General features: G+C 70.9%; 13 protein-coding genes. 10 read left to right on the forward strand and 3 right to left on the reverse strand.

What is annotated here, in order from left to right; translation table 11 throughout:
- The first annotated feature begins 6 nt into the window (after positions 1–6).
- Together QSK34_RS27300 and QSK34_RS27305 are read left to right on the forward strand one after the other, a co-directional pair.
- Entirely contained in the window at positions 7–954 is a 948-nt protein-coding gene (locus QSK34_RS27300) for an electron transfer flavoprotein subunit alpha/FixB family protein (protein ID WP_161481824.1), read from the forward strand.
- 287 nt (positions 955–1,241) lie between these two features.
- Positions 1,242–2,387 (forward strand): cysteine desulfurase family protein, encoded by a 1,146-nt coding sequence (locus QSK34_RS27305; RefSeq protein ID WP_285587992.1) that lies wholly within the window; start codon positions 1,242–1,244, stop codon positions 2,385–2,387.
- A gap of 158 nt (positions 2,388–2,545) precedes the next feature.
- Here the strand turns inward: QSK34_RS27305 and QSK34_RS27310 are convergent, their stop codons facing one another.
- Positions 2,546–3,553 carry a DUF695 domain-containing protein gene (locus QSK34_RS27310; RefSeq protein WP_285587993.1) on the reverse strand — a complete coding sequence of 336 codons (1,008 nt, stop codon included), beginning with the start codon at positions 3,551–3,553 and terminating at the stop codon, positions 2,546–2,548.
- Between the two features lie 59 nt (positions 3,554–3,612).
- Between QSK34_RS27310 and mnmA the strand changes: the two genes are divergently transcribed.
- Positions 3,613–4,695, forward strand: a complete 1,083-nt coding sequence (mnmA, locus tag QSK34_RS27315; RefSeq protein ID WP_268903482.1) for a tRNA 2-thiouridine(34) synthase MnmA — start codon at positions 3,613–3,615, stop codon at positions 4,693–4,695.
- Between the two features lie 206 nt (positions 4,696–4,901).
- Here the strand turns inward: mnmA and QSK34_RS27320 are convergent, their stop codons facing one another.
- Positions 4,902–5,534 (reverse strand): MBL fold metallo-hydrolase, encoded by a 633-nt coding sequence (locus QSK34_RS27320; protein ID WP_285587995.1) that lies wholly within the window; start codon positions 5,532–5,534, stop codon positions 4,902–4,904.
- Positions 5,535–5,553: 19 nt separating this feature from the next.
- On the opposite strand from QSK34_RS27320, the gene QSK34_RS27325 reads away from it, so the two are divergent.
- From QSK34_RS27325 to ligA, 3 genes are all read left to right on the forward strand, one after another.
- A complete protein-coding gene (locus tag QSK34_RS27325) occupies positions 5,554–6,555 on the forward strand; it encodes a methionine synthase (protein ID WP_285587997.1) in 1,002 nt (333 codons plus the stop codon).
- Between the two features lie 145 nt (positions 6,556–6,700).
- Positions 6,701–7,102, forward strand: coding sequence for a hypothetical protein (locus QSK34_RS27330; protein ID WP_285587998.1), 402 nt, complete (start codon positions 6,701–6,703; stop codon positions 7,100–7,102).
- 61 nt (positions 7,103–7,163) lie between these two features.
- Positions 7,164–9,356, forward strand: a complete 2,193-nt coding sequence (gene ligA / locus QSK34_RS27335) for an NAD-dependent DNA ligase LigA (protein WP_285587999.1) — start codon at positions 7,164–7,166, stop codon at positions 9,354–9,356.
- A gap of 470 nt (positions 9,357–9,826) precedes the next feature.
- Here ligA and QSK34_RS27340 read toward each other — a convergent pair whose 3' ends face one another.
- Positions 9,827–11,212 (reverse strand): glycoside hydrolase family 6 protein, encoded by a 1,386-nt coding sequence (locus QSK34_RS27340; protein WP_285588000.1) that lies wholly within the window; start codon positions 11,210–11,212, stop codon positions 9,827–9,829.
- 311 nt (positions 11,213–11,523) lie between these two features.
- Between QSK34_RS27340 and QSK34_RS27345 the strand changes: the two genes are divergently transcribed.
- The 4 genes from QSK34_RS27345 (at position 11,524) to gatB (ending at position 17,053) form a co-directional block, all read left to right on the forward strand.
- Positions 11,524–13,617 (forward strand): putative bifunctional diguanylate cyclase/phosphodiesterase, encoded by a 2,094-nt coding sequence (locus QSK34_RS27345; RefSeq protein WP_285588002.1) that lies wholly within the window; start codon positions 11,524–11,526, stop codon positions 13,615–13,617.
- 76 nt (positions 13,618–13,693) lie between these two features.
- On the forward strand, positions 13,694–13,993 hold the full coding sequence (gene gatC, locus QSK34_RS27350) for an Asp-tRNA(Asn)/Glu-tRNA(Gln) amidotransferase subunit GatC (RefSeq protein ID WP_030456557.1): 300 nt from the start codon (positions 13,694–13,696) through the stop codon (positions 13,991–13,993).
- The gene (gene gatA, locus QSK34_RS27355) at positions 13,990–15,483 is read left to right on the forward strand and encodes an Asp-tRNA(Asn)/Glu-tRNA(Gln) amidotransferase subunit GatA (RefSeq protein ID WP_285588006.1); all 1,494 of its coding nucleotides are present in this window, start codon (positions 13,990–13,992) and stop codon (positions 15,481–15,483) included. Before gatC ends, gatA begins: the two co-directional genes overlap by 4 nt.
- A 61-nt stretch (positions 15,484–15,544) precedes the next feature.
- Positions 15,545–17,053, forward strand: a complete 1,509-nt coding sequence (gene gatB, locus QSK34_RS27360) for an Asp-tRNA(Asn)/Glu-tRNA(Gln) amidotransferase subunit GatB (RefSeq protein WP_285588008.1) — start codon at positions 15,545–15,547, stop codon at positions 17,051–17,053.
- Positions 17,054–17,186 lie beyond the last annotated feature (133 nt).

The raw sequence follows: 17,186 nt of genomic DNA on the forward strand, positions 1-17,186 counted from the left end.
TTGGCAATGGCAGAGATCCTGGTGCTCGTCGAACAGGTCGACGGCGAGATCAAGAAGGTCACCCTCGAACTGCTCACCCTGGCCCGCTCGCTCGGCGAGCCCTCGGCCGTGTGGGCCGGTCCCGGCTACACCGACACCGCCAAGGCCCGGCTGTCGGAGTACGGCGCGGAGAAGATCTACGTCGCCGACTCGGCCGACATCGCCGACTACCTGGTGGCCCCCAAGGCCGAGCTGCTCGCCTCGCTGGTCGGCAGCCGGTCGCCCGCGGCGGTCCTGATCGCCTCGACCACCGAGGGCAAGGAGGTGGCGGGCCGCCTGGCCATCAAGACCGACAGCGGCGTCATCACCGACGCGGTCGGCGTGGCCGAGGGCTTCGTCGCCGAGCAGCCCGTCTTCGGCGGCGGCGTGATCGTGCACAGCAAGGTGTCCCGGGGCACTCCGATCATCGCCCTGCGGCCCAACTCGACCCAGCCGGTGGCCGCCGCCGGCGCGGGCGCCGAGGAGAAGGTCGACGTCGCGCTCTCCGACGCCGCCCGCGGGGCGCGGGTGGTCGAGCGGGTGAAGGAGAAGACGAGCTCCCGTCCCGAACTGACCGAGGCCGCGATCGTGGTCTCCGGCGGTCGTGGCGTCGGCGCCGACTTCTCGATCATCGAGCAGCTCGCCGACTCGCTCGGCGCGGCCGTCGGCGCCTCCCGGGCCGTGACCGACTCCGGGTGGTACCCGCACGAGTTCCAGGTCGGGCAGACCGGCAAGACCGTGGCGCCGCAGCTCTACATCGCGGCGGGCATCTCCGGCGCGATCCAGCACCGGGCGGGCATGCAGACGGCCAAGACGATCGTGGTGATCAACAAGGACGCTCAGGCTCCCATCTGGGAGATCGCCGACTTCGGCGTGGTGGGCGACCTGCACAAGGTGCTGCCGCAGCTGATCGACGAGATCACCAAACGGAAGTAGCCCGGCACGACGGTTCGGGGAAGGGCGCTGGGGCTTCGGCCTCGGCGCCCTTCCGGTGTCCATGGGTCGTCACGGCGGGGACTGGCGCGGCCGGGTGGCGTGGGGTGCCGGGGTGGGCGGAGCCGTAACGGAACGCAGTCGTTCCTGCTTCCACCACGTGAACACGGGGTTTCCGGCGGCTGTCCGGCGGGCAGACCGATTCAGGTCGCCCTTACGGCCCGGGCCGTAGTGGGCGACCACCAATTCCCCGCGATGGAGTCGGACTTCACTGCGGATACGCTTGTTCGGTGCGAACTGCCTACCTGGATCACGCCGCGACCACGCCGATGGTGCCCGAGGCGGTCGCCGCGATGGTGGCGGAGCTCTCCCGGGTCGGCAACGCCTCCTCGCTGCACGCCGCGGGGCGCCGGACCCGGCGCGTCGTGGAGGAGTCGCGCGAGACCATCGCCTGCGCGCTCGGCGCCCGGCCCAGCGAGGTCGTGTTCACCGCCGGCGGCACCGAGGCCGACAATCTGGCGATCAAGGGGCTGTTCTGGGCGCGGCGGCGTCCTCGGGTGCTGCTCAGCTCGATCGAACACCACGCCGCGCTCGATCCGGCCCACTGGCTGGCCGACCACCAGGCGGCGCAGGTCGAACTGCTGCCCGTCGACGCCCAGGGACGGGTCCGGCCCGAGACGCTGCGGGCGGCGATCGGCGACGACGTCGCGCTGGTCAGCGTGATGTGGGCCAACAACGAGATCGGGACGGTCCAGCCGATCCACGAGCTGGCCGCCATCGCCCACGAGGCCGGGGTGCCCTTCCACACCGACGCCGTGCAGGCGGTCGCGCAGCTCGACGTCGACTTCACCGCCTCCGGGGTCGACGCGATGACGATCTCCGGACACAAGGTCGGCGGCCCCATGGGGGTCGGGGCGCTGCTGCTGGCCCGCGGGGTCGATCCGGTGCCGGTGCTGCACGGCGGCGGCCAGGAGCGTGACGTGCGGTCCGGGACCCTCGACGCGCCCGCCATCGCCGGGTTCGCCACGGCGGTGCAGCTCGCCGTCGAACGCCGGGCCGCGCTGGCCGCCCGGCTGACCGAGCTGCGTGACCTGCTGATCGCCAAGGTGCGGGCCGCGGTGCCCGACGTGGTGGTCAACGGCGACCTCGACGAGCGGCTGCCGGGCAACGCCCACTTCACCTTCCCCGGCTGCGAGGGCGACGCCCTGCTGATGCTGCTCGACGCCAAGGGGGTCGAGTGCTCGACCGGGTCGGCGTGCTCGGCCGGCGTGGCGCAGCCCTCCCACGTGCTGCTGGCGATGGGGCAGGACGGCGCGCAGGCGCGCGGCTCGTTGCGGTTCTCCCTGGGCCACACGTCGACGCGGGAAGACGTCGAGCGGGTCGGCGAAGTGATCGGCGGAGTCGTGGAACGCGCACGCCGAGCAGGTTTGTCCTGAGGTCTGGTCATGCTTTGCCAGCAAGGTCTGGTCATGCTTTGCCTGAGCGCGCCGGTGTCTGGACTGAGGAGCGCAGGAGAGCGAAGCGAACCGGAGCGACGAGGGAAGACACCGGATCTGAGCGCTCAGGCCGCGCGTGCGGAGCACGCGCCGTCAAATCAGGTCAGGAAATGGGCCACCGCTGACCACTCCGGGTCCATCGTCGTGACGATCGCCGGGCGGCCCTCGCGCCAGACCAGATCCCTGACCGCGCGTTCGGTGGTGCCCGTCGGGTCGGCGTAGACGTGGAAGGTGCGGACGCCCTCCGAGCTCACGTGGGCCGCCACGACCGCCGGGCCCAGGGCCGCGGTGAGGGTCTGGTGGAAGGTGTTGAGGGCGTCGAGCGAGTCGCCCACCGGGAGGCCGTCGCCGTCGGACTTGCGGTAGGGCAGGGTGACGGCGATGTGCTGGTCGTAGAGGGGGTAGTCGACCGGGCGGAGCGGGAACCTGGCGGTCGCGGTGAGTTTCTTGCCGCGGGCCGTGGTGCCCTCCAGGAGGGCCCACTGTTCGTCCTGGAAGCCCTCGGCGACGTCGGCCACGACGGCCGGGAGGTGGATCGCGGGGAGCGCGTCGATCGGCTCGATCTGGGCGGCGGTCACGTCGCCGACCCAGCGGGCGACCTCGTCTTCGCCGAGGAGGCGGTCGAGGGCCAGCATGGTGGTCTCCATGCGGGTGTCGTCGTCGACGTCCTCGAAGATCGGGTGGTAGGCGGAGATGTCGACTCTCGGGCTGCCCGGCGGGACCCGCAGGGCCACCACGAAACGGGCCATGTCGAACTCGTGGGGGCCCGCCGGGAACCGCACGTCGGCCGGGATCGACGCCGCCTGCCGGGACGGGTGGAACTCCCACATCGCGTCGGGTTCGGGGGCCGCCTTCGCCCAGCGGTGCGCCAGGGAGCGCAGTTCGGGGTTGGCGGCCGAGCTGACGACCAGGGAGAAGAGGCTGCCTCGGCCGTTGCCGATCTCCCAGACCAGGCCGGGGTCGATCGCCGCCACGGCGGGGGCCATCAGTTCCGCCTTGTCGTCGGCGGCCTCCACCTGGGGACGGGCCTCGGCCCACCACGCCCAGAACTCGGAGATCGCCACCGCCGGGTCAACCGGCTCGCTCTTGCGCCCGAACAACCGCATGGCGTGCAATCCAACCAGCAGGACGGGCAGGACGCCAACGCGGGTACGCTCGAAGGGTTATGGGATTCAAGCCTCTGCGCGTGCTCGCCGCCATGTCCGGCGGCGTCGACTCGGCCGTGGCCGCCGCCCGCATCGCGGAGGCCGGCCACGATGTGACGGGTGTGCACCTCGCGTTGTCGTCCAACCCGCAGTCCTACCGCACCGGCGCCCGGGGCTGCTGCACCGTCGAAGACTCGCGCGACGCCCGCCGCGCCGCCGACGTCATCGGCATCCCCTTCTACATCTGGGACATGGCCGAACGTTTCCACCGCGACGTGGTCGAAGACTTCGTGGCCGAATACGCCGCCGGCCGGACCCCCAACCCCTGCCTGCGCTGCAACGAGAAGATCAAGTTCGAGGCGGTGCTCGACCGCGCCCTCGCGCTCGGCTTCGACGCCGTCGCGACCGGCCACCACGCGCGTCTTGAGGACGGGGTGCTGCGGCGCTCGCCCGACGAGGGCAAAGACCAGTCCTACGTGCTCGGTGTGCTGACCCGCGAGCAGCTCTCCCACGCGATCTTCCCGCTGGGCGACTCGACCAAGGCGCAGGTGCGCGAAGAGGCCGCCCGCCGGGGCCTGACGGTCGCCGACAAGCCCGACTCCCACGACATCTGCTTCATCGCCGACGGCGACACCCGGGCGTTCCTCGCCGACCGCCTCGGCGAGGCCGAGGGGCCCATCGTCGACGCGCTGTCGGGCAAGGTCGTCGGCACCCACGGCGGCGCGTTCGGCTACACGGTCGGGCAGCGCAAGGGCCTGAACATCGACCGTCCCGCCGCCGACGGGCGGCCGCGCTACGTGTTGTCGATCGAGCCGGTGTCCAACACGGTGACGGTGGGGCCCCGGGCGGCGCTCGAGGTGACGTCCATCGTCGGGACCAGGCCGGTGTGGAACGGGCCGGTCGACACCTCCGCCGGTGAGATCGGGTGCCTGGTGCAGCTGCGGGCACACGGAGAGGTCTACCCGGCACGGGTGCGGGTCGGCGAGGGCGACGTCCACATCACGCTGGAGACGCCCGCCACCGGGGTCGCACCCGGCCAGGGGGCGGTGCTCTACGACGGCGACACGGTCATCGGCTCAGCCACGATCGCCTCCGCCGCCTGACCCTTACGGCGCCGTTTCACAAGCCTTCTCCCGTTACGGCTCCGCCTGGCCGGCCCCGCCCGCCGTCTCCGGCGGGCACCGCATCCGGCGCCGACCGGCCGCTCCCGCTCCACACCGCGACGTCGGCCCTGTCACCGGGCGACCCGTGTCCGAAGCCGGTCGCGCCTGCGGTTACCGTGTTTCCGGCATGTCCGGCTGTCCGTAGGTCAGGCGAATTCGGCTGATTCGCCCGGCTTGAGGCGGCGCATGTCGGACTTCTGTTTCTTGCCCTCCATCGTCATGAAGTTGTCGATCATGCCCTGGCCGATCTCGTTCACCAGCCCGTCGTGGGTCGAGAAGGCGTGGTCCGGGCGGACCATCCTGAGGTATTCGATGAAGTCCCACACCCGCAGCCACGGCGCGTTCGACGGGGCCAGCAGGACCTCGACGGGCACGCCCGGGTCGGTCAGGGCGTCGCCGGGGTAGAAGACGCGGTCGTCGATCAGGAAGCCGATGTTCTGGATGATCGGAGCGTCCGGGATGGTGGGCGCGTGCCATTCGCCGATGACGCGTACGGAGAAGCCGGCCACGTCGAAGACGTCGCCCTCGCGGACGGTCTGGATCTTCACGGGGACCTCGCCGAGGGCGTTCACGACGGCGTTGCAGGTCCAGACCTCCAGGTCGGGGGCGGCCGACTTGATCAGGTTCTGGTCGAGGTGGTCGACGTGCTCGTGGGTGATCAGGACGGCTTCCGCGCCGTCGAGCAGGCCGGTCCCGCTGAAGCTGCCCGGGTCGAGGACGAGCGTGCGGCCGTCCTTCTCGAAGCGCCAGCAGGCATGACCGAGTTTGGTGAGCTTCATAATTCCTAAGCTAGTCCTCGTGCATTCGTACCCATGGGACCAGGCCACCGCCACCGGGGTCGGCTCTCACCCCGGCGAAGACCATTTCGAGGCGCTCCGCACCGTTTTCGGGGAGCTGCCGATGCCCTATCTGCCCGAGTTGCCGGCGCGGGGGGTGGGGGCGGACATGATCGGGCGGACCGCCTCGTTGCTCATCGAACTGCCCGTCGAGGTGCAGCCCTCGGGCTGGCGGATCGCCGACCGGCCGGGGCGGGACCACAAGCGGGCGCGTGACCACCTGCGCCGCGATCTCGACGCGCTGGAGGAGGTCGCGCAGGGGTACACCGGGCCGCTGAAGATCCAGATCTGCGGGCCGTGGACGCTCGTCGGGGCCATCGAACTGCGCCACGGCGACAAGATCCTCGCCGACGCCGGGGCGGTCCGCGACGTGACCGACTCGCTGACCGAGGGGCTCGCCGCGCACATCGCCGACGTGCGGAAACGTGTTCCGGGGGCCTCACTCGTCGTGCAGGTCGACGAGCCGGGGCTGCCGGGGGTGCTGGCCGGGACGGTGCCGACGGCGTCGGGGTTCTCGCGCCTGGCGGCGATCGAGGGGCCGCTCGCCGCCGCGCGGCTGGGGCAGGTGCTGTCGGCCGCCGAGTTCCCGATCGTGCACTGCTGCGCGCCTTCGGCGCCGTTCGAGGTGCTCCGCACGGCGGGCGCCAAGGGCATCTCGCTCGACGCCGCGCTCATGCGGCGGCGCGACGAGGACGCCCTCGGCGCGGCCATCGAGGCGGGCACCGCGTTCTTCCTCGGCGTGGTGCCGGGCACCGACAGCCGGCTGCCCGACGTCGGCGTGGTGGCCAAGCCCGCGCTGGAGTTGTGGCGGCGGCTGGGCTTCCGGCCCGAGGGGCTGGCGCACCAGGTCGTGCTCACGCCCGCCTGCGGGCTCGCGGGGGCCTCGCCCGCCTACGCGAAGGCCGCCCTGGCGAAGTGCCGGGAGTCGGCCCGGGTGCTGAGGGAGGACCCGGAAGAGCAGTAAAGGCTTCTTCCGTTACGGCTCCGCCCGGCCGGCCCCGCCCGCCGCCCCTTGGCACGCCGCCGCATCCGGCGCCGGCCGGCCGCTTCTCCTCTCGCCGCGACGGGAGTACATCCGATTGCAACCGTGGCCAGGTATCCCTGCTCTCATGCGGATATTTCCGGTCACGGGCGCGGTGCTGGCCGCGCTGCTCGTCGCGGCGTCACCGGCCGCCGCCGACACCTGGCACTGGGGGCCGGTGAAGTCGGCCGACGGCAAGGGCAGGGTCACGAACGGGAAGATCGTCAGCACCGCCACGGGACTCAAGATCACCGGGCGGCTCCATGACGCCACGGCGGGCGGTTCGTGTTCATGGGTGCGGTTCCGGTACCTGACCGAGAGCGGCAAGACGGTGTACAAGTCGTACAAGACCTGTAAGGCCGGATGGAGCACGGTGACCCTCAGAACGGGACATGTCCTGAGCGTCGAGGCGCGGGTCTGCCGGGGCACGGCCACAGCGGTTACCGGGCGTTGCTCCGCTTATGAGGGGGTCTGGGCACAGGGCGGCTGAGCACGGAAAAGTCGGTCGGCGGCGATAGGTTTTCCCTGAGTCGCGATGAGGGGAGCGGGGCATGACCGAGCAGACCGCGCCGGAGCCGAGTCCGGAAGAGGCCGAGCTCAGCAGGCGGCACTCGGAGCTCACGGAGCTGATCGAGCAGGCGAGCTGGCGCTACTACGTGCTCGACTCGCCGACGGTCAGCGACGCCGAATACGACTCCTGGATGCGGGAGATCACAGCCATCGAGGAGCGGCGGCCGGAGCTGCGCACGCCCGACTCGCCGACGCAGAAGGTCGGCGCGCCGATCTCCACCGAGTTCACCGCCGTCGAACACCTCCAGCGGATGGAGAGCCTCGACAACGCCTTCAACGCGGCCGATCTGGCGGGCTGGCAGGGGCGGGCCGAGCGGCTCGCCGAGCGTGATCCGGCGCCCTACCTGTGCGAACTGAAGATCGACGGGCTGGCGGTCGCGCTGGTCTACGAGAAGGGGCGCCTGGTCAGGGCCGCCACGCGCGGCGACGGGCGGGTCGGCGAAGACGTGACGCCCAACGTCCGCACCATCGCCGACGTGCCCGAACGGCTGACCGGTGACGACGTGCCCGACCTCATGGAGGTCCGGGGCGAGGTGTTCCTGCCGATCTGGGGCTTCGAGAAGCTCAACCAGGAGCTCATGGACGCCGGCAAGCCGCCCTTCGCCAACCCGCGCAACTCCGCCGCGGGGTCGTTGCGGCAGAAGGACCCGCGCATCACGGCCCATCGGGCGCTGCGCATGATCGTCCACGGCGTCGGGAAGTGGGAGGGCGCGACGGCGCCCAAGGCCCAGTCGGAGATGTACGACCGGCTGAAGTCGTTCGGCCTGCCGGTCAGCGACCGATACAGGGTCGTCGCGACGATGGCCGAGGTCCAGGAGTTCGTCGACCACTACGCCGAACACCGCCACGACACCGAATACGAGATCGACGGCGTGGTGGTCAAGGTCGACCGCGTCGACGTGCAGCGGCAGCTGGGCTCGACCAGCAAGGCGCCCCGGTGGGCGATCGCCTACAAATACCCGCCCGAAGAGGTCACCACCAAGCTCCTCGACATCCGCGTCGGCATCGGCCGGACCGGCCGGGTGACGCCGTTCGGCATGATGACCCCGGTGGTCGTGGCCGGTTCGACGGTCGAGCGGGCGACGCTGCACAACGCGTCCGAGGTGGTGCGCAAGGGCGTGCTGATCGGCGACACGGTCGTGCTGCGCAAGGCCGGCGACGTGATCCCCGAGATCGTCGCGCCGGTGGCCGACCTCCGCGACGGCACCGAGCGGGCGTTCGTGATGCCCACCCACTGCCCCGAGTGCGGCACCGAACTCGCCTACGAACGCGAGGGCGACGCCGACCTGCGCTGCCCCAACACCCGTGCCTGCCCCGCCCAGCTCCGGGAGCGGATCTTCTTCGCCGCCGGCCGCAACGCCTTCGACATCGAGGGCCTCGGCTACGTCGCCGCGACCGCCCTCACCCAGCCGCTGCCGCCGCAGGAGCCGGTCGTCCGCACCGAGGCCGACCTGTTCGACCTGACGATCGACCGGCTGCTGCCGATCAGATCGTCGGTCCGCGACCAGGACTCCGGCCTGGCCAAACTCGACCCCGAGACGGGCGAGGAGAAGGTCGTCTCGTTCTTCGCCAACAAGTCGGGCGCACCCAGCAAGAACGCCCTGACCATGCTGGAGAACCTGGAGAAGGCCAAGTCGGCCCCGGTCGCGCGGGTGCTCGTGGCCCTGTCGATCCGGCACGTCGGCCTGCCCACCGCGACCGAACTGGCCGCCCGGTTCCGCTCCATCCAGGCCATCGCCGACGCCTCGGTCGAAGAACTGGCCGAGGTCGAGGGCATCGGCACCCGCGTGGCCGAGACGATCAAGGAGTGGTTCGAGGTCGACTGGCACCGGGAGATCATCGACCGGTGGCGGGCGGCGGGGGTCGTGATGGAGGACCCCGAGCCCGTCGACCGGTTGCCGCAGACCCTCGACGGGCTGACGTTCGTCGTCACGGGGACCCTGGCGGGGTTCAGCCGCGACGAGGCGTCCCAGGCGATCACCTCGCGGGGCGGGAAGGTGACGTCCTCGGTGTCGAAGAAGACCAACTTCGTCGTGGTGGGGGAGAACGCGGGCTCGAAGTACGACAAGGCGGTGACGCTGAAGGTGCCGATCCTCGACGAGGAGGGGTTCCGGGTGCTGCTGACCCAGGGGGTGGAGGCGGCACGGGAAGTGGCGGTCGTGGGGGAGGAGTAGACACCACATCCCTTGCCGCACGGAGGCGACGCAAGTCGGAGCCTGGAGTCGTGCGTGAAACCGGCCTCTGGACTCCGCCTCTGGACTCCGCCTCTGGATCGGGCGCGTGGGTCGGGGCGTGGGTCGGGGCGTGGGTCGGGGCGTGGGTCGGGGCGTGGGTCGGGGCGTGGGTCGGGGCGTGGGTCGGGGCGTGGGTCGGGGCGTGGGTCGGGGCGTGGGTCGGGGCGTGGGTCGGGCGCGGGGTCGGGCGCGTGGATCCGGAATGTGGATCCGGCCTTTTAGACCTGGCTCTTGGAAGCGGGCATCTGGAGCGGGCACCGGAACCGGCGCTTGGAGTCGCGCATCGAAGTGCGGCGTTGCGCCGGCGCATGGAAGAGGCCACCCGTTCCGGGCTTCTGGGCCGGGACGGGTGGCCTCGGTCTGCGGAGGTGCTCGGGTGTGGTTCGGTGCAGCCCGCAGAGTTCAGGGGGTTACAGGGCCGTGCAGGTCACCGACGGGACGTTGTTGGTGCTGCCGGAGTTGGCCGTGAAGCCGAAGTTCGTGCTGGCGTTCGGGGCGAGGTTGCCGTTCCAGTTGAGGTTGGTCACCTGGACGTTGCCGCCCGACTGGGTGTGGGTGCCGCTCCACAGCTGGGTGATGGTCTGGCCGTTGGCGAACGTCCAGTTGACGCGCCAGCCGGTGAGGCCGACGCTGCCGCTGTTGCGGACCGCGACCTCAGCCTGGAAGCCGCCGCCCCACGGGTTGATGATCCGGTAGGTCGCCGCGCACGACTTCCCGCCCGGCGTGGGCGTCGGGGTGGGGGTCGGCGTGGGTGTGGGGGTCGGGGTGGGCGTGGGAGTCGGCGTGGGGGTGGGCGTGGGCGTGGGCGTGGGGGTCGGGGTCGGCTGAGGGGTGTACGGAGCCGCGATCGCCAGGTCGTAGGCGCGCTGCGGCACGAACTGGCCGGCGGCCGCGATGCAGCCGTCGGCCTCACCGGGCAGCTTGATCCACAGGAAGGCGTCGATCGCCGAGTCGCCGGTGTTGGTGGTGCTCCACGTTCCGGTCGCGCGGCCGCCCGGGTCGCACCACTCGCTGCCGAGCGGGCCGTTGCCGTTGCGGCTGGTGTCGATCACGGCCTTGAGGCGGGAGATGCCGGTCGCGGCGATGATGTTCTTCGCGTAGGCGATCTCGGTCGAGGAGTAGCGGTAGTTCGAGACGTTGAGCGAGATGCCGTCGGCCGAGTTGGCGATGTCCGACTGCAGGAGCCGGTTGGCCGCCTCCTGGGCGCCGAGCCAGCCCGAGTGGCCGATGTCGAAGTAGACCTTGACCTGCGACGAGGCCGCCTTGAGCTTCTTGCCGGCGTACGCCATCGACGCCTTCACGTCGTTCTGGAGCGACGTGCTCATGCAGTTCGTCATGATCGGCAGCACGTCGGGTTCGAGGACGATGTAGGCCGCGCGGCCCTGGAGACCCGCCGCGACCTCGTCGATCCAGGCCCGGTAGGCCGAGTGGCTGGGCGCGCCGCCGGTCGAGGCGCCGGAGCAGTCCCGGTTGGGGATGTTGTACACCACCATGATCGGGATCTTGCCCTGGGATGCCGCCGCGCCCACGTACGAGCTGACCTGCGAACGGACCGTCGAGGTGTTGGTCGTGGTGAACCAGCGGCCCTGCGGCACGGCTGCGATGCGGTCGCGGATCACGGCGGTCTTCGAGTCGTTCGGGTTGGCGGCCACCCAGCGGGCGGCGCTGGTGTCCGGGTCCACCCAGAACACCGAGTCCGCGGCGTTGGCGGCCGACGTGCTGAGAACGGCGGTGCCCACCCCCAGGGCGGTGACGGCGGCGGCGAATGCAGCCGTCAGAGACCTTCTTCGAAACATGAGATACTCCGTCCCAGAATGTGGGAGCGCTCCCACCAGGTTGCGGCGATCTAATCACCAGATGGCGGGCTCCTGAAGGCCCAGGCCGAATAAGGCGGGGTTGCCAACATGAAACACCCAGGCAACGCCGTGGAAACGGCTATCTGGGCATCTGAAACTTTCAGTGCGAACGTGCTAGATCAATCCATCGCACGAAATATCCCGTAACGCAACGTGCCCAAGCGGTTTCGCGAAGTGGCCCGTAGGCCGTACCCTCCCATAGTGACCTCTTGGGGGGTTTCTCAACGATGACTGCAATTGCGCGCCATCTCATGCCATGTCCTGAGATCGGCGACTCGACCGGACCTATTGATCGCGCCCCCGCGCCGCCCGACACTCGGGACGCCGGGCCGCGGCTCGGCTCGCCCCTGTGGACCTACTTCGCGGCGATCACCACGATCGGGTTCACGGCCCTCGTCGTCGCGACCGTCCGGCTCGGCGGGCCGGAACTGGCGCTGCTCGGCGCCGCCCCGCTCTTCTGGGTGCTGGTCGTGCTCGTCTTCCTGGGCGAGCTGCGGCCGGTGATGGTGAGCTCGTCCGCCCTCGTCGGGGGCACCCCCACCTCGACGATGTTCACGTTCGCCGTGCTGATGCACTACGGGTTGTCCGCCGCCGCGATCATGCAGGCGGTCGCGATGCTGGTCAGCGGGCTGGTGCACAAACGGGCCTGGCATCGCATCGCCTTCAACATCGCCCAGGTCACCCTCGCGTGCCTGGCCGCCGCCGTGACGTTCGGCATGTTCGGCGTGCACTCCCGGCCCACCCACACCTGGACGCCGACCGGGGCCGACATCCCGGCCATCGTGCTCGCCGGGCTGGCGTACTTCCTGGTCAGGGGCCTGCTGGTGTGCGGCGCGGTGGCGCTGCACGAGCGCAAGAGCGTGCTGCGCGTGCTGAAGACCTCGCTCGTGCCGCAGGGCCTCGTCTACGGGGCGCTGCTCGGCCTCGCGCCGCTGGTCGTCGTGGTGATGGACCACTCCGCCGGGCTGGTGCCGCTGTTCGTGGCGCCGCTGGCGGCCGTCTACTTCACCGCGACGTTGTCGATGCGCCGCGACCACCAGGCGATGCACGACGGCCTGACCGGGCTCCCGAACCGGAAACTGCTCATTCTCCGTACGGAGGAGGCGCTCGCCGAAGCGCGCCACGACGAACGGGTGGGCCTGCTGCTGCTCGACCTCGACCGGTTCAAAGAGGTCAACGACACCCTGGGGCACCCGGTCGGCGACCTGCTGCTCAAGATCGTGGCCCACCGGCTGACCCACTCCGTCCGGCCCGGCGACGTCGTCGCGCGGCTCGGGGGCGACGAGTTCGCCGTCCTGCTGCCGCAGATCCGCGACGCCCAGGCGGCCAAGGAGGTGGCCTCCCGCCTGCGGGTCGCGCTGACCGAACCGGTGCGGCTCGAAGGCATGACCTTCGATCTCGACGCGTCCATCGGCATCGCCCTCTACCCCGACCACGCCCCCGACTTCGAGCTGCTGCTCCAGCGCTCCGACGTGGCGATGTACATGGCCAAGGAGGCCCGCTCGGGCGTCGAGTTCTACGTCGCCGAACGCGACCGCAACTCCCCCGAGCGCCTCAGCCTGCTCGGCGACCTGCGCAGGGCCATCGACGGGGCCGAGCTCGACCTCCACTACCAGCCCAAGGTGGCGCTCCAGGACGGCCGCGTGGAGGGCGTCGAGGCGCTGCTGCGCTGGTGGCACCCGGTCCGCGGCCCGGTCTCGCCCGGCGAGTTCATCCCGCTGGCCGAGCAGTCCTACCTGATGCGCGAGCTGACCCAGTACGTCATCGCCAAGGCCCTCGACCAGGCCGCCCGCTGGTGGCACTCGGGCCTGGAGGTGCCGATCTCGGTCAACGTGTCGGCCCGCGACCTGCTCGACTCGGGCCTGCCCGACCAGCTCTCGGCCGGTCTGGCCCAGTACTCGCTGCCCGCCAAGGCCATCCACCTGGAGGTCACCGAGCGCATCCTGATGACCGACCAGGCCTACTCGGCCGACACCATCCGCACGCTGGCGACCCTGGGCGTCCCCCTCGCGCTCGACGACTTCGGCACGGGCTATTCGACCCTCGTACGGCTGCAGCGGCTGGAGGTCGACGAGGTCAAGATCGACGCCTCGTTCGTCCGGAAGCTGGGGGAGTCGGCCGACGACGAGCGGATCGTGCGCTCGATCATCGACCTGGTGCGCTCGCTCGGATTGCGCGCCGTGGCCGAAGGCGTGGAATCGGCCGACATCGCCGCGCAATTGCGGGGCATGGGGTGCCACGCCGGGCAAGGCTGGTGGCTCGCCGAGCCCATGCCGGCCGAGGAGGCCGTCGTGTGGTTGCGGTCGCGGCTGCGGCTGCCGGTGGCCACGTCCAGGGTCGATTGACCGCGTCGAGGAGGGGCTGCGGCTCGCCCTAGGATGAGGTGTCCACACTCCATCCAGGAATCGGGTTAAACGACTTATGTCTGCCATAACCCGCGAAGAGGTCGCTCACCTCGCCCGGCTGTCCCGGCTGGCGCTGGCCGACGAGGAACTCGACCACTTCGCCGCCCAGCTCGACCAGATCGTCGGCGCGGTCGCCCGCGTCGCCGAGGTCGCGACCGCCGACATCCCGCCGTCGTCACACGCGCTGCCGCTGACGAACGTGTTCCGGCCCGATGTCGTCGCGCCCAGCCTCACCCCCGAGCAGGCCCTTTCCGGCGCGCCCGCCGTCGAGGACGACCGCTTCCGCGTGCCCCGCATCCTCGGGGAGGAGGCGTGAGCGAGCTGATCAGGAAGACGGCCTCCGAGCTGGGGTCGCTGATCGCCTCCGGCGAGGTCTCCGCCGTCGAGGTGACCCAGGCCCACCTGGACCGGATCGCCGCGGTTGACGACCGCGTCCGCGCGTTCCTGCACGTCGGCGCCGAGTCGGCGCTCGCGCAGGCCGCCGCCGTCGACGCCCGGCGGGCGGCCGGCGAGGAGCTGGGCCCGCTGGCCGGCGTGCCGATCGCCCACAAGGACGTCTTCACGACGACCGACATGCCCACCACCGCCGGCTCGAAGATCCTCGAAGGCTGGCGCCCGCCCTACGACGCGACGGTCACCCGCCGCCTGCGCGAGGCCGGCCTGGTCATCCTGGGCAAGACCAACCTCGACGAGTTCGCGATGGGCTCCTCGACCGAGAACTCGGCCTACGGCCCCACCCACAACCCGTGGGACCTGACCCGCATCCCGGGCGGCTCGTCGGGCGGCGCCTCGGCCTCGGTGGCCGCCTATGAGGCACCCCTCTCGACCGGCACCGACACGGGCGGCTCGATCCGCCAGCCCGCCGCCGTGACCGGCATCGTCGGCATGAAGCCGACCTACGGCGGGTCGTCCCGCTACGGCCTCATCGCGTTCGCGTCGTCGCTCGACACGCCCGGGCCGTTCGCCCGCAACGTCCTCGACGCCGCGCTTCTCCACGAGGCCTTCTCCGGCCACGACCCGATGGACTCGACCTCGATCGACCAGCCGGTGCCCTCGGTGGTCGAGGCCGCCCGCCAGGGTGACGTCGCCGGCCTCACGGTCGGCGTGGTCAAGGAGTTCGGCGGCGACGGCTACCAGCCGGGCGTGCTCGCCCGCTTCCAGGAGGCCGTCGAGCTGCTGGAATCCCTCGGCGCGAAGGTCGTCGAGGTGTCGTGCCCCTCGTTCACCTACGCGCTGCCGGCCTACTACCTGATCGCCCCGTCCGAGTGCTCCTCGAACCTCGCCCGGTTCGACGCCATGCGCTACGGCCTGCGCGTCGGCGACGACGGCACCCGCTCGGCCGAAGAGGTCATGGCCCTCACCCGGGCGGCCGGCTTCGGTCCCGAGGTCAAGCGGCGCATCATGCTCGGCACCTACGCGCTCTCGTCCGGCTACTACGACGCCTACTACGGGTCGGCCCAGAAGGTCCGCACCCTGATCTCGCGTGACTTCGACGCCGCCTTCCAGCACGTCGACGTGCTGATCTCGCCGACGACCCCGACGACGGCGTTCCCGATCGGCGAGCGGGCCGACGACCCGATGGCCATGTACCTGGCCGACCTGTGCACGATCCCGTCGAACCTGGCGGGGAACGCGGCGCTTTCGGTGCCCTGTGGTCTCGCCGACGAAGACGGGCTTCCCGTCGGTCTGCAGATCATGGCGCCGGTGCTCGGCGACGACCGGTGTTACCGGGTGGGCGCGGCCGTCGAGCGGGCTTTCGAGTCCCGCTGGGGCGGGCCGCTGCTGTCCAAGGCTCCGGCTCTGTAAACAGGGGAGGGAGTATCCATGGCCCACGCTGCCAAAGCTCCGGAAGGACTGGGTTATCAGCATGGCTGAGACGCCGACACTCATGCCCTACGACGAGGCGTTGGAGAGGTTCGAGCCGGTGCTCGGCCTGGAGACCCACGTCGAACTCGGCACCAACTCGAAGATGTTCTGCGGCTGCCCGACCACCTTCGGCGCCCCGCCGAACACGCACGTCTGCCCGACCTGCCTGGCCTTCCCCGGCGCGCTCCCGGTCGCCAACGCCGCGGCGATCGAGTCGACGATCCGGATCGGCCTCGCGCTCAACTGCTCGATCGCCGAGTGGTGCAGGTTCGCCCGGAAGAACTACTTCTATCCGGACATGCCGAAGAACTACCAGATCAGCCAGTACGACGAGCCGCTCTGCTTCGACGGATACCTCGACATCACCGTCGAGGGGAAGACGGTCCGGATCGAGATCGAGCGGGTCCACCTCGAAGAGGACACCGGCAAGTCCACCCACGTCGGTGGCGCGACCGGCCGCATCCAGGGCGCCGACCACTCGATCGTCGACTACAACCGGGCCGGCATCCCGCTGGTCGAGATCGTCACCAAGCCGATCGTGGGCACCGACCGGCTCGCCCCCGAGGTCGCCCGCGCCTACGCCACCGAGCTGCGCGAGGTCATGCGCGCCCTGGGCGTCTCCGACGTCCGCATGGACCAGGGCTCGATGCGCTGCGACGTCAACGTCTCGCTGATGCCGCGCGGGTCCTCCGAGTGGGGCACGCGTACCGAGACCAAGAACGTCAACTCCTTCCGCAGCGTCGAGCGGTCGGTGCGCGGTGAGATCGAGCGGCAGGCCGCGATCCTCGCCGAGGGCGGCCGGATCATCCAGGAGACCCGCCACTTCCACGAGGACACCGGCCTGACCACGTCGGGCCGTTCGAAGGAAGAGGCGCAGGACTACCGCTACTTCCCCGAGCCCGACCTGGTCCCGATCGCGCCCGACCCGGCGTGGGTGGCCCAGCTCAAGGCCGAGCTGCCCGAGCTGCCGTCGGTGCGCCGCGCCCGCCTTCAGGCGGAGTGGGGCGTCAGCGACCTCGACATGGCCGCCATGCACAACGCCGACGCGTTCGGCCTGGTCGAGGCGACCGTCGAGGCGGGCGCCCCGGCGGCCGACGCGCGCAAGTGGTGGATGGGCGAGCTGGCCCGCCGCGCCAACGAGAACGGCGTCGCGCTGGCCGAGCTGCCGATCACCCCGGCGCAGATCGCGCGGGTGACCGAACTGGTGAAGTCGGGCGCCCTGAACGACAAGCTGGCCCGCCAGGTCCTCGAAGGCGTGCTCGCCGGCGAGGGCTCGCCCGACGAGGTCGTCGAGTCCCGCGGCCTGAAGATCGTCAACGACGAGGGTGAACTGTCGGCCATCATCGACCAGGTCATCGCCGACAACGCCGACGCCGCCGACAAGATCCGCAACGGCAAGATCGCCGCCGTCGGCGCCCTCGTGGGCGGCGTCATGAAGGCCAGCCGAGGCAAGGCCGACGCCAGCCGCGCCCGCGCCCTCATCCTCGAAAAGCTGGGCGTCACCGAATAAGGCATTCTCCGCCCGGGCCTTCCAAGGCCCGGGCATTCCTTTTCTCCGTTACGGCTCCGCCCACCCCGGCCCCGCCCGCCGCCTCCGCCCCCCACCGCATCCGGCGCCCACCACCCGCTCCCGGTTCGCGCCG

The organism is Herbidospora sp. NBRC 101105, from assembly GCF_030269205.1.
GTDB classification, from domain to species: domain Bacteria; phylum Actinomycetota; class Actinomycetes; order Streptosporangiales; family Streptosporangiaceae; genus Herbidospora; species Herbidospora solisilvae.